This window comes from Salsuginibacillus kocurii DSM 18087 (assembly GCF_000377705.1).
GTDB lineage: Bacteria > Bacillota > Bacilli > Bacillales > Marinococcaceae > Salsuginibacillus > Salsuginibacillus kocurii.
Map to the genome: position 1 here is coordinate 201,658 of NZ_KB898625.1, position 13,454 is coordinate 215,111.

The window sequence follows — 13,454 nt, forward strand, 5'->3', positions numbered from 1 at the left end:
CAGGCGATCCCCAACGCCACGGCTGCTTTCAAGCAACCTTATCATATCAACATCTAATCCATTGCTGTAATATGATACCTTTATATTACATTAAATGTTTAAAGTTGTCAAAAGAAAAATAATTTGGTGATAAATTCTATTCCCCCACCGGCCACAAGGCGTCTTCGACGTCGGGGCGTTCTTCTACCAGGCCGGCTTCATAAACCCAGTCGACGACGCTTTCACTTTCTTCCAGCGAGGTCTCGCCGAACGCGCGCTCCTGAGTCTCCATGCGTTCCAGCAAAATCTCCATACTCTCTTCTTCGACTTCTTCATTTAACGGAAATTCCTCTTCTTCTTCGTGCTGAAATAACAGATCCAAGCCGTATTCCGGGTCATCACGAACGACTTCATAACCGCGCGATGCTGCTGCCCAAAAGCGCTCGAACACTTCCTCCTTTTCAGCAATTTCATTTTCATTTGCGATCAGCACGAGTTCATCATAGTTCGGCACACCTTTATCCCCCGGATTCATGTAGGAAATGTCATGACCTTCCTGCTCAAGCAACGGATATTCATGATTAATATAAGCCCCTACGATCGCATCGACATTTCCAGAAACGAGCGCCGGGCCAATGTCAAAGCCTACGTCTGTTAAGGTGATATCATCCATCGTCAAGTCGGCTTCGGCCAGCACGCGCTCCACAATTGGCTCATTCGTCGGCCCGCCCGGATATCCAATCGTTTTCCCTTCCAAATCGGCCGGTTCATCAATCCCGCTTTCTTCCAAGGACATTATGTGATTTAAGGGCGACTGCACGATCGTGGCAATGGAGACGACCGGAAGCCCTTCGTCCCGGCTCATCAGCACCGTCGGCTCATACGACATCGCCATATCCACTTCGCCCGCCCCGGTCAAATTAATCGGGTCGGTCGGATTGGCCGGAAACTGAATGTCTAATTCTATATTTTCCTCCTCAAAAAATCCTTCCTCCTGCGCCGCGTACAAATAGCTATGTACCGCGTTTGGATACCAGTCCAGCATCAGCGACAGCTCATCCGCCTCGTCACCTTCTGTTTCTTCCGCGCCGCATGCACTTAGCACGGCGAGACTTAAAGCGATGCCTATTCCTTTTTTCCACATAATGATTCCTCCTTATTATTTGCGCGGCGGCCGTACAACCAGCCGTTCCGCCACTTTTACTAGCAAAAACAACACAATCCCCGATAGCGACAGCAGCACAATCGGCGCAAACACGCCCGCGCCGTCAAACTGCGTCATCATCCGGCGCGAGAAATACCCCAATCCGCGATCCGCTCCTAGCCATTCCGCAATCGCCGCCCCGATCACAGCCAGGGTGACAGCCACTTTCAGTCCGGAAAAGAAAGACGGTAGAGCGGACGGAAGCTGCACCTTCACCAGCCGTTGGAGAGGCGACGCGCCCATGGTTCGCGTCAAGTCAAGCAGGTCGCTTCTTGTGGACCGAAGGCCGTCGAACGTATTCACCGTAATGGGAAAAAACGTAATCAAAACAGTTACCACGACTTTGCTGGTGACGCTGTAGCCAAACCAGAGCACAAAAATCGGCGCAAGCGTAATGATCGGTATCGTCTGCGAGGCGACAAGCAATGGAAAGACCGCGCGCTCCAGAGCCGGCACCCCGGTCATCGCAAGGGCTGTCAGCCAACCGAGAATGATGGAAATGGCAAGGCCAATCAGCACAACGATCAAGGTTGCCGGCAAGTGGACAAACAGCAGCGCTTCATAGAGCTCGCCGAAGCGGAGAACCACATCCCACGGCGTCGGTAGAATGAAAGGCTGATCATACCACCAGGCAATCCCGGTCCAGAGGAGCAGAAAGACTGCAAAGAGCGCGGCCGGGGCAAGCAAAGGTCGGAGACGCGAGGTTTTTTTCTCCTCCTCAGGCGCCTGAGCAGGCGGAGCAGGAGCCGCGTTGGATGGTTCTGTTTGTTCTTGTTGGAAGCTTTGTTCAGGTTGCTGATCTCCAGTTGTTGATTGAGCAGACTGATCAGTCACTCGGTCATCCAGGCTCACCTTATATCCCCCCTTAACTGCCGCAGCCACTCACGTTTTATTTCTTGTGCGGCCGGCTTTGTAATATCTTCCGCGCTGCGCGGACGGCCGAGTGGAACCTTCGTCTCAAGCGGGTTTGAAAGCGGTGCTTCCGGAAATAACAGCACCCGGTTCGCCAACAGCAAGGCCTCATCTAAATCATGCGTAATAAACAATATGGTGAGCCCCGTTTTCTCCCACATTTCGAGTAGCCACTCCTGCATCGAAACCCTTGTCAACGCATCGAGCTTACTAAACGGCTCATCGAGAAGCAGCGTCTTCTCCCCGGCCATCGTTGCGCGAAGGAGCGACACCCGCTGCTTCATCCCGCCGGAAAGCGCCTCCGGATACTTATCCGCCACTTCTTCCAGGCCAAATGCCGGCAGTCGGGCGAGGACGCGCCGGCGCGCGTCCTTTCCTTTCATGCCTTGAATTTCCAGCGGAAGCGCCCCTTGCTCAAGCACCGTCCGCCACGGTAGAAGAAGGTCATCCTGCGGCATAAGCCCGATTTTCTCCGGTGTTGTTACCATCCCGGATTCCGGATGGTCTAGTTGAGAGAGCAAGCGGAAAATCGTACTTTTCCCCGACCCGCTCGGACCAAGCAGTACGACGATTTCACCCGGTTTGACGTGGAGCGACACATCCTCCAAAACACGTGATTCGTGCGCGTTATAGCGGAAAGCCACCTGGTCGAGCGCTAACACCGGAGCGGGAGATGAGCTGGGTGGCGCCGCGTGATCGGCCGGTTGCGCAGTCACGCCCCCGGGTTGTGGCGTGACTCTGCTTTCTTGTGGAGTGAACCCGCTTTGTTGTGGCGTCACTCCGCTGGGTTGTGGTGTGACGCTCATTTGTTGTGGCGTCACTCTGCTCGGTTGTGGCGAGACCCTCATTTGTTGTGGCATGACGCTGCTTAGGTGTGGCGTCACGGGACTTGTATGCCGAGTCGCGCCCCACGAGTGCGCCGTCGCCGCCTCCACGGGCGGAGCGCACCGGCCCGCGATTTTTTCCCGCCACGTGCGCCACGCTGACATCGTTCTGCCAAATTTATTCTTCATTCCACTTCGCCCCAGTCCAGCAGGAAGCACACTAATGTCTCAATGTAGCGGCGCAGCTGATCGACTGATACCCGCTCATTCACTGCATGTGCGTTTTCCAGGTTACCCGGCCCGTAAATCACGGACGGGATGCCTGCGTCGCTGAACCAGCCGCCGTCGGTGACCGTCTGGGACATTGACTTGACCGCTGACTCCCCGTGCACCGCCGCATGAGCCCGCTCCAACACTTGGACGCCTGGCCACTCCTCGTCAATGGCAAGCGGCGGAAACACTTCGCCGCGGTCTTCGATCATCGATTCGCCGCCCCACTTAAATTGAAGCGGGTTATCGCGAAGCCACGGATCCGCCGCGGCCAGCGCGTTCAAATAGTCCTCGATCTCACGGACCACCTCATCGTGGTGCTCATTCGGGTAATAATGCACCGTGATCCACAAGTGGCATTCGTCGGCGATAAAAGCTGCATGCCTACCGCCTTCGATGACGGCTGGATTGATCGTCGTTGTTCCGTGTGGAAAGCCGGGGTAACTCTTCATCACGCTCCAATGCTGTTCGAGTTCTTGCAGACTCTGGACCACCTTTGCCATTTTTTCCACAGCACTCGCACCATGCACTCCGCCGCCTGCATGAATCATCTGCCGGCGCTGCGCGTCATGGAACGTTTCCTTACTTTTCACCGTCACCCAGCCGGTCACCACGCCGCCCTGCCCTTGAATCTGCAAATCGCTCGAATCAGTCACCAGCGCAAAGTCGGCCTCATAGCCGCGTTCGCAGCACGACTTCGTCCCCGCTTCACCCACTTCCTCGCCAGTCACCGACTGCACGTAGACATCGCCGGGCAGCTCGATGCCGTGCTCCTGCAGCAGCTTCATCGCAAACAGCATGCCGGCCACGCCGCCTTTCATATCCGAAGCGCCGCGCCCGTACACGTAGCCGTCTTCTGTCACCGGATCAAACGGCGGCCGGACCCACGGCTCATCTTCTTCCACCTGCGCCACGTCCACATGGCCATTCAAAATCAGCCGCCGCGCCGATTCCGACCGCGTACCCCGCTTCGTGCCAACCACCACCTTGTCGCCGGGATAAAGCTCCCACTCGTCGATCGAACAGCCGGCCGCCCGAAGTTGACCTGCCACATAATTCTGAATTTCCTCCGTATTCCTCGCCGGCGGACTCGGCGTTTCAAAACGGATCAACTCCTCCACCAGCTCCAGCCACTCCGTTTCCCGCTCACGCACCTCCGCAAGCAGCCGCTCTTTAATCGACATCCGCATCCTCTCCTTTCACAGCCAACCACGCAAAAAACCCGCCTCGGAGTCCGAAGCGGGTGCATCTATCAACGCCAGTTATGTACTGATTAGCGCGAACTGCCCCCACTTCCCTCCGCTAGTATGAACTAGATCAGGTTCAAAGGGTCGAGACCGCGTCTCTCTCAGCCAAACAGGCTCCCCCAGTGGTCGGTGCGTATGTAATTGGTATAATTTCATTCAAGCATACCCTCTCAAATGCGTCAACACCTTTTTTGGGAAAGAAAAGCGGAGGCGGCTTTGAGAGTGGACTGCTTAGCGGATGAATCGAGAGGGACCGCCTTCCACTCACACACCCCAATGTTACGTAAATGTAAGCTAATGTTATGTGTTCTTCCTATACGCCGTCCGCTCTCTACCTCCAACAGCCCTCTTACACCCATCCGCGCTTTTGCCCGTATTCTATCAGCGCTTCATACGGATCGCCTTCTAAGCCTAATACGTACTGGAAAGCGGGTTCGGTTTTATAGCCCTGCCGCTTTAAGGCCAGGACCGGTTCGCGCAGGCCAGGGTTTTCTTCTAGCAGTTTTCTTTCTATTACCATATGTACATATGCATGCTGTGCTTCTATCGGGACGGGTTGAGCAAAAATCTCTATGTCAAATCCCTGGTACGTAAACGCTCCCTTTAGTACAGGCTGACCTTTTTTAAACGATCGTTTAAGACGGAAGCCAGGATTCGCTGCAAAGCAGGTCCGCAGCTGTTTTTCTACTGCAGGGAAATCCTCTTCTTCCACCTGCATTATGATATCTATATCAGAGTCATCGGTAGCCAACCCAATTGGAATAGTCCCACAAAAAGTAGGGCTGTAAGGTCTAAGTACTTCCTCTAGGTTCAGCTCTGTCAGCACCTGCTCTGCGTTTTGCCGTCTGTCATCATCCGCCTTCATTGCAGCCTTCCCCCTTTATTTCGTTCTATTCAGCAGCACGCTCACTTGCTTCTTTAATTTTCTGCAGTGCAGTCTGAATCTTACCCAAACTGAGCAAATCAGAACCAGCATAGTATACCGAACAATGTCACCTACCCCCCAGAATAGTTACAATAATGGTGGCTCCCATGAGTTAAAAATACTAACGCCCTACTCCCTATCTCGTGGCTCTATTTCTTCCGCTCTTCTTCGGAAGGTTCATTTCTCTCTTCATCTTGCTCCTCATGTTCCTTTGGCGCTTCTGCCTTTTGCGCCTCTCCCTCAAGCTCGCGCCGCTTAACGTTGTAATACTTAAATGTAGAAATGGTCCCCATAATAACGGCTGTCACAATTACTAATATGATGACAATCAAGATTATATCAATCCATAAGCTGCTCATTTACGGTCTCCTTTCTCCAAATGGTTCTACGAGCGCAACAAAAAAGAGCGCGTGGCCCATGTCTCGTCGAAACGCTCTGTCTCTTCTAGTTTATCATAGGTGAATCTTGGTTCTGTTCCTCTAACTTTTATCCATCTACCAAATTTGTTAAAGAAATAGGTTTAGATTTTTATACAGCGGGTACTGATTAGCAAGCAGCTCTTTGGTCACCACAATGGGTTACAGGTTAACCCAACTAGCTGCCGAAAAGAGGGTTTTCATCCTCAAAGAAACATGAGAGGAAGAAAGCTCTCTTTGCTTTGCCTTTATTAGCAGATTCTCCTTTTTCCTGAATTGAGAAAGTGGATGCCCACTCACTAAATTGGTGAGGGGCTTTTTTGTTCTGGGGAGTATTAGTGAAGCTATCTATTAGTATCCTGTTGGAAGAAAAACGGGGGAATGTCAACCGTATAATGCTGATATAAAAAATCTTGTGCTTGTGTAATTTTTGCTTTTTGCTGCTGCACCTCATCCAAGGTATACAGTGACTGTTCCGCAGTCTGCAAGGTTTGCAGCACATGTTGAAGCGCGTGATGCGCATGCTGAAGGGCTTGCTTTTTTTCTGTTTCATACTGCTTCATAAGAAAAGTAAGTTCTTGGGACAGCTCTTTTAGCTGGTAGGAATTCGGGTTGAAATTTTGCTGCAAAAGATGTGCTTCCACCTCGCCCATTGCCGTTTGAATCTCATCTACATTGGCGCGAAACGGCGTTAATTCTTCACCTATTTCTTGATTAATCTGGCGGTTGATCCTTTTATCGTCATGCACTGGAACTGGCTCTGCTTGTTTTTCCACCCAGGGACTCGGATAATCACTGAGCCTTACACTCGGGAAATACCATTCATCCGGCTTTTCCATTCTGGAGGTCATCCATAACAGCATTCCGAGCCACAACACGGTAAACAGTATAAATATTTCCATTCCATTCGTTCCCTCCTTCTTTTTATCGCAATCTCCACTAAAAAAGCATCTCGGCTACGCGGCGTTTAGTGATTTAACTTGAATAATGTATGGATAAACCTTTTTAATGTTTATTTAAGCTTTTACCAGTCGCGTTTATTATTTGAGCAAGCATGCGTTTCCATACGTGTTCTCCACTACTAAAAAAGCCTTGCGCCACAAATACGTAACATTCCACATGATTTACATACCATTCCAAATACGTAACAGCTTTATGGCCAGTACACATAAGCAAAAGCCGGCCCTCGGTTGGACCGGCTTCGTTTACACACGCTTTACGATTTTATTACCGTCTGGCTCGCTTCTTCCTGAGCAATGTTATCGGCTGATTCCCGTTTCTTCTTCACATCGCTGATCACGACGCCACTTTTCGGCATCGTAGGCATGCGCGTTAAGTCGTAGCTTAAGTCCTGGTCGGGGACCGAGAACGAAACGTTTTCAGTTAAATACTTAAAGTACGAGCGCATAACCATCACCGTCGTCCACTCGCCGGCACAGCGGTGTCCTGTATGGTGGTCGCCGCCGCCCTGCGGAACAAATGCGAACGGGCTTCCCTTCCAGTTTTTAAACCGTTCTGGGCGAAACTCGCCTGGGTTTTCCCAAGCATCAGGATGGCGGTTTGTGCCGAACAAGTCTAATACGACCAGCATGTTCTTTTTGAATTTATAATTCTGCCAGGTGAAGTTCTTTTTCACTTTGGCCGCCATCGCCGGGGCAAACGGATAATAGCGGCGCACTTCCTGCGTAAACATCTGGCTGTAATTGTTCTCATCCCTTTTCAGCTTGTCATTGGTCTCAGGATGTTCATGAAGCGCAACCACGCCAAATACAATGAAGTATGCTGTTGCCATTAATGGACGGAAGGCATTGCTTAATTCGACCGCTGCTACATCAGGGTCAAGCAATTTGCCATTTGGCTCACGGTGGTGCGCCACTATATAAGCTGGTGTATAGGCCGGGGCATTCACCTTGCCTTTGCGGATGTTTTTAATCAAGTCTTTCAGCCATTTTTCGTGGCTGTCCCGTGCTTTAGAGCCACGATGGAGACGTTTAGCAGAACCGAAAGAATCCACCATTTCAGTAAGCTCCTGCGTACGTCGGTTGATTTCGTCCTCTTCAAACGGGACCCCGGCCCAGCGCATGCCCGTACGCGCCATCAGTTCCAGCATTTCATCCAACAGCACGACCCTGTTTTTGCCTTCCCATTCGCTCACTTTCTTGTCCAGCTCTTCAACGGCTATTTCTTTCATGTCCTCAATGCGCTCAGGTGTCATCATGGAAAGAAACATGCGCTTTCGTTGTTTATGTTCTTCGCCGTCCAAACCGTGTACCGCTCCGTGGCCGAGCAATGCACTTTTCAGCGGCAAGGGCGCAGCACCTTTTCGTTTAAAACGTTCATTGTCATAAAACACTTCTGCCGCTTCTTCTCCTCCCATGCAGACCGTTTTTTGGCCCATGATCCGCGTTTCAAAAATATCGGACTGCAGTTCTTCCCGGCGCCTGGGAATAAAATGAAATCCTTCTTTCATTAAAGCCATAGTGTTATCAATACCATCGGCTTGCGGGACCGGTTGTTGTACTCTCACCAGCTTCAACTCCTTTATCTAAATTATGGTTCACTGCCATTTTTCGCTAGACAGTGGCCATATAAGTAGAAATTTCTACAGATAGACTTCCCCGTTTTGTAGAAGAAAAAACAAATTTATCAGTATTTCTCTAGATCTGCCGTTCATTAAGGTGAGCTACATCTCCTAATAACGCGGGTACTGAGCCCTTACAATATTCAGCCAACTCTTAATTTTCAGGATATCGCTTGCCTTCCATCTCCTCATTTGCTACAGTGAAAAGGAACTAGATCATTATTCACTAGGGGTGCCGCGCGGCTGAGAGAAGAACTTGTTCTTCGACCCTTTGAACCTGCCACTAGTTAACACTAGCGAAGGGAAGTGACGACCGACTACTTAGGGACTATACCTATCCGGCGCTTCCCATTTATGGAAGTGCTTTTTTTAGGGTCCGCGCACCCCTCCATTAAAAGGAGGAGCAACGTATGAAACCATCCGAACGCCTATACCAAAAAGCCGAAGCCATCTGGACAAAATCGTTCGAGCACCCATTCGTGCAGGAGATCGGCCAGGGTACCCTCGACCAAAGCAAATTCCGCTACTTCATGGTCCAGGACTACCTGTATTTAATTGAATACGCCAAATTATTTGCCTTTGGTGTGACAAAAGCACAAGATGAGGCGACTATGAGCCAGTTTGCCAACCTGCTCGACGGTACGCTCAATACCGAGATGGATCTCCACCGTGAGTACGCCGCTCAGTTTGGCATTACTCCTGAAGAGTTGGCCGCAGCCAAGCCCGCTCCTACTACGGTGGCGTACACGCACTATATGCTTCACGCCGCGCATAACGGCAGCCTCGCTGAGCTCATGGCCAGTCTCGTTCCGTGCTCATGGGGCTATCATGAGATCGGCAAGCGACTCGCAGCCCAATACCCAGATTCGGTGAACCATCCATTTTACGGCGAATGGGTAAAAATGTATGCCGGCGAAGAATTTGAAGAGCTAGCCAATTGGACGATTGAATTGCTGGACCGTTCGATGGAAGGGAAACCAGAAGCTGACATGCAGCGCTATGAAGAAATCTTTTTGACCACCAGCCACTATGAATATCTGTTCTGGGAAGCGGCTTATCAGCAGGAAGACTGGCCGAAATTGTAATGGGCGATCGTGCGGCGATGTGGCGGCGTGGCCGCACGCCGCAGTTTTTTGTTTCGGCCATGAAGACCGTTATTTTGCCCAATTGATGGATTTTCAAAATGTTAATGGACATGTTTTCCCTCTTTATAGGGCATATAACAGCAGAGATGGCCGTTTGTGTGTGGCCATTCTATTCTGTTTCCCCTTCCTCCCCCCTTCGAGGTCGGAATCGTTTATTAAATTTTCCCGTCATCAGATCTGACAACACTCCTGTCTTGACCTTCCTTCGAAAAAAAGAAGCTTTCATCCGATAGCTACTGCATCCTTACCATGCTCAAACCCTACTCTGATGGGCTCTTCATCCTCACCTTTTCACCTGCATCTTCATCTTCTTCTCTTCATCCCACCATTGGTTTTGATAGAAAGCCTAACAATTTTTTCGTTTCTTTAGATAATTCCAACAATTACAAACTTCCAATTAGTGATTTTAAATAATGACCTTCATATGTTGATCCGCTAATATAGCAGCTACCACCACGTGAGGAGTCATGCTGTTTTCGTCTTCTTCTGTACCTTTATTTGTTCAGAGCTTGAAAAAAGATTTCCACTTCCTAAAACTGCTGTTTATACGCTTACTCACTTATGAAAGGGTTGAACTCATGCTGACGATTGAAGAAGTAAATCAAATGGATTTGAAAACATTTAGTCGCACATTTGGTGACATATTTGAAGATTCATCCTGGATCGCTGTTGAAGCTTACCGGCAAAAACCTTTCGCCTCAATGGAAACCCTTCATAATGAAATGGTTCACGTCGTAAAGACGAGTGATTACCAGGACCAGCTTGCCTTGATAAAAGCCCACCCAAATCTTGGCACGAACAAAAAGATGAGTACCAATTCATGCGACGAACAAAAACAAGCCGGCCTTCGAGGACTCACAATCGAGGAAAATGAGGAACTGAATGCGTTGAATAAAACGTATATGGAAACGTTCGACTTCCCTTTTATCTTCGCCGTGAAAGGAAAAACAAAGCATGATATTTACATTTCTTTAAAAAACAGGGTGAAAAATTCAGCAGAGCAGGAATTTACGACAGCTTTAGATGAGATTTATAAAATTGCTTATTTTCGCCTGGTTGATAAATGCAAGAAGGGAGACGATCATATGCAAGACCAGCAAGCAGCCCGAATGCTTTCCTATGGAAAAGCTGATGTATTTGCCTACCGTACATTTCTCACACCACTCTCAGGAGTAAAACAAATTCCCGAATCCTCTTTTAGTGGACGGGACAATACCGTCTTTGGCTTTAATGCCTCAATAGAAATTGGTGGACCAGCCTTTCTTTCGTCATTTACAGAAGGAGATAATAGCCTGGTGGTAGCCACCGACTCGATGAAAAATTTTATCCAGTGGCATCTTGGTTCCTTTGAAGGAACAACTTTAGAAGGGTTTGTATCTTATGCGAGTGAAGCATTTTTACAAAAATACAACCATGTGGAGATGATTGAGCTAAGTTCCACAGAAGTGCCGTTCAATGCGACGACTACTGTTAAAGATGGAGAACTTGCAATTAGCGACCTTGTCTTTAACCGTTCCAGAAATGAAGAGGCGTATGCTTCAATCCAATTGCAGAAAACAGCAGGCGGCACGCAGATTGTTGAACAAAAATCAGGCCTCCTAAATTTGCAGCTCGTTAAAGTAAAAGACAACAGCTTTACCGGTTTTATTCGGGATGAGTATACAACCTTGCCTGAAGATGGAAACCGCCCGTTGTTTATTTATTTGAACCTGGATTGGCGCTATCAAGATCCAGCGCAGGCGCTCGGGGATGACCCTTCAACGTATGTCGCCGCGGAACAAGTCCGTGATATTGCGACGAGTATTTTTCATGAAATGGAAACGCCGTCTATCCAAGCATTAATTTATGAAATTGGCTGCCGTGTCCTTGAACGCTTCCCACAGTTAACCGATATTTCCTTTGAATCACAAAACCGAACGTGGGATGCAGTTGTAGAAAATATCCCAGGGTCAGAAGGAAAAGTTTATACCGAACCACGCTTACCTTATGGCTTTCAGCGTTTTCAAGTTACGCAGGAGGATGTGACGCAAGCACAGCCTCAACGTCTCACACATTCGCAGAATTAATGCACAAGGAGTTTTTAAATGAATGGACTAACCACTCACATCCTTGACCTTGCCCACGGAAAACCAGCAGCTGGTGTGGAGATCGAGTTATATCGCTTTAACATAGCCGATCATTCGTTGGTAACAAAAACAGTCACGAATGCCGACGGACGCGTAGACACGCCGCTGCTTTCCAAAGCTGAGATGACTACGGGAGAATACGAGCTTCTTTTTCATATTGGACCTTATTTTACTGAACAAGGAGTCCAACAGGTCGAGCCTCCGTTTCTACAAAAAGTAGCGGTGCGCGTACATCTCCTGGGGGAAGAGGACCATTATCATGTTCCTCTTCTTGTCTCACCGTGGGGATACCAAGTCTATCGAGGAAGTTAAACGGAGGTTTGTACGAACGAAGACAACGCCTCTTTTCTCACGTTAATGGGGCGTTTCTTTCTGTTAACTTATTCGCAGTAATGAAATGAGGGATTTTATGGAACGCTACTTTCAATTTAAAGAATTACGAACAAATTACCGCAAAGAGAGCCTGGCTGGCTTGACCACGTTTTTATCCATGGCTTACATATTGTTTGTCAACCCAATGATTCTAGCCGATGCTGGCATGGACGAAGGGGCTGTTTTCACAGCTACAGCAGTAGCAGCGGCCATCGGAACACTAGTTATGGGGCTCTTAGCCCGTTATCCGATCGCGCTTGCGCCTGGAATGGGCTTAAATGCGTTTTTCGCCTATACGGTAGTCATTGGCATGGGCATTGATTGGCAGCTCGCTCTGTTTGGCGTGTTTACTTCTGGTATTATTTTCATTATTATTACACTGTTTGGCATTCGCGAAACAATTATTAACGCTATACCAGCGGAGTTAAAATACGCAGCCGCAGCCGGGATCGGCCTGTTTATTGCTTTTATTGGCTTGAAAAACGCGGGGATTGTAGTCCCAGATGAATCAACTGCCGTTACGCTCGGTAACATGACGCAGGCAACCACCCTTCTCGCCGTATTTGGCCTCGTCGTTACCGTCATTTTAATGGTGCGCGGGTATCGGGGCGGTATCTTTTATGGAATGGTGCTCACGTCAATCGCTGGAATGGTTGTCGGATTGATTGACTTGCCTAATCAGATCGTAGGGGCCGTACCAAGTTTAGCACCAACTTTTGGAGTTGCTGTCACAAGTATGTTTGAAGTAGAGTGGACATCTGCCCTGCTGGTACAGATGCTCATTGTTATCTTAACCTTCTTATTCGTTGACTTTTTTGATACAGCTGGCACCCTGTACGCTGTTGCCAACCAGGCAGGCTTTGTGAAAAATAATAAATTGCCGCGCGCGGGCAAGGCGTTAATGGCTGATTCCACCGCTACCTCAGTCGGAGCGTTGCTCGGAACCTCTACCACCACCGCTTATATAGAATCGGCCTCCGGCGTAGCTGCAGGCGGCCGCACAGGGTTTGCTTCCATCATCACCGCAGGTTTGTTTCTCTTATCAACATTTTTCTCTCCGTTACTTGCGGTAGTTACTGATCAAGTCACTGCAGCTGCTTTAATCATCGTCGGCATCTTAATGGCATCTTCACTCGGTTTAATTGACTGGAATAAATTCGAAGTCGCTGTCCCAGCCTTCTTAACTGTCGTTGCAATGCCACTTACGTACAGTATCGCAACCGGGATCGCCCTCGGCTTTATCTTTTATCCTGTCACCATGTTGCTCAAAGGACGAAAAGCCGAAATCCACCCGATCATGTATATCTTATTCTTTGTCTTCCTCGGTTACTTCGCCTTTTTAGGTGAATAAGTTACCGTGGCTCCAACATATGGAAGATATGGTTAAAGGGAGAAACTGTCCCATAAATCAGTTCTCGGCAATAGCAGCTGAAAGACTTGCTTTTCCTGCAGG

At 49.2% G+C, this 13,454-nt stretch carries 12 protein-coding genes and 2 riboswitches; of the genes, 4 read left to right on the forward strand and 8 right to left on the reverse strand.

Going from position 1 to position 13,454, the window contains the following annotated elements:
- Window positions 1–136: 136 nt before the first annotated feature.
- From D469_RS0107615 to D469_RS0107650, 8 genes are all read right to left on the reverse strand, one after another.
- On the reverse strand, window positions 137–1,123 hold the full coding sequence (locus D469_RS0107615; protein WP_018922792.1) for an ABC transporter substrate-binding protein: 987 nt from the start codon (window positions 1,121–1,123) through the stop codon (window positions 137–139).
- Window positions 1,124–1,138: 15 nt separating this feature from the next.
- Entirely contained in the window at window positions 1,139–2,035 is an 897-nt protein-coding gene (locus D469_RS0107620) for an ABC transporter permease (RefSeq protein ID WP_018922793.1), read from the reverse strand.
- Window positions 2,032–2,694: an ABC transporter ATP-binding protein gene (locus D469_RS0107625; RefSeq protein ID WP_240473320.1), complete on the reverse strand. Its 663-nt coding sequence runs from the start codon at window positions 2,692–2,694 to the stop codon at window positions 2,032–2,034. The genes D469_RS0107620 and D469_RS0107625 overlap by 4 nt, the downstream gene beginning before the upstream one ends.
- A gap of 410 nt (window positions 2,695–3,104) precedes the next feature.
- Complete coding sequence (locus D469_RS0107630; RefSeq protein ID WP_018922795.1) at window positions 3,105–4,373, reverse strand: acetylornithine deacetylase; 1,269 nt, start codon at window positions 4,371–4,373, stop codon at window positions 3,105–3,107.
- 93 nt (window positions 4,374–4,466) lie between these two features.
- A riboswitch (TPP riboswitch) is annotated at window positions 4,467–4,567 on the reverse strand.
- Between the two features lie 218 nt (window positions 4,568–4,785).
- Window positions 4,786–5,301, reverse strand: coding sequence for a DUF4269 domain-containing protein (locus D469_RS0107635; protein ID WP_018922796.1), 516 nt, complete (start codon window positions 5,299–5,301; stop codon window positions 4,786–4,788).
- Window positions 5,302–5,510: 209 nt separating this feature from the next.
- Window positions 5,511–5,720 carry a hypothetical protein gene (locus D469_RS0107640; RefSeq protein ID WP_018922797.1) on the reverse strand — a complete coding sequence of 70 codons (210 nt, stop codon included), beginning with the start codon at window positions 5,718–5,720 and terminating at the stop codon, window positions 5,511–5,513.
- Between the two features lie 401 nt (window positions 5,721–6,121).
- Complete coding sequence (locus D469_RS0107645; RefSeq protein ID WP_018922798.1) at window positions 6,122–6,679, reverse strand: hypothetical protein; 558 nt, start codon at window positions 6,677–6,679, stop codon at window positions 6,122–6,124.
- 314 nt (window positions 6,680–6,993) lie between these two features.
- Window positions 6,994–8,304 (reverse strand): CYP152 family fatty-acid peroxygenase CypC, encoded by a 1,311-nt coding sequence (locus D469_RS0107650; RefSeq protein WP_018922799.1) that lies wholly within the window; start codon window positions 8,302–8,304, stop codon window positions 6,994–6,996.
- A gap of 272 nt (window positions 8,305–8,576) precedes the next feature.
- A riboswitch (TPP riboswitch) is annotated at window positions 8,577–8,680 on the forward strand.
- A gap of 88 nt (window positions 8,681–8,768) precedes the next feature.
- On the opposite strand from D469_RS0107650, the gene tenA reads away from it, so the two are divergent.
- The 4 genes from tenA (at window position 8,769) to D469_RS0107670 (ending at window position 13,352) form a co-directional block, all read left to right on the forward strand.
- Window positions 8,769–9,443, forward strand: coding sequence for a thiaminase II (gene tenA, locus D469_RS0107655; RefSeq protein ID WP_018922800.1), 675 nt, complete (start codon window positions 8,769–8,771; stop codon window positions 9,441–9,443).
- Window positions 9,444–10,081: 638 nt separating this feature from the next.
- Complete coding sequence (gene pucL / locus D469_RS0107660; RefSeq protein ID WP_026286156.1) at window positions 10,082–11,569, forward strand: factor-independent urate hydroxylase; 1,488 nt, start codon at window positions 10,082–10,084, stop codon at window positions 11,567–11,569.
- A gap of 18 nt (window positions 11,570–11,587) precedes the next feature.
- Entirely contained in the window at window positions 11,588–11,941 is a 354-nt protein-coding gene (uraH, locus tag D469_RS0107665; RefSeq protein ID WP_018922802.1) for a hydroxyisourate hydrolase, read from the forward strand.
- A gap of 97 nt (window positions 11,942–12,038) precedes the next feature.
- Window positions 12,039–13,352 carry an NCS2 family permease gene (locus D469_RS0107670; RefSeq protein ID WP_018922803.1) on the forward strand — a complete coding sequence of 438 codons (1,314 nt, stop codon included), beginning with the start codon at window positions 12,039–12,041 and terminating at the stop codon, window positions 13,350–13,352.
- Window positions 13,353–13,454: the final 102 nt, after the last annotated feature.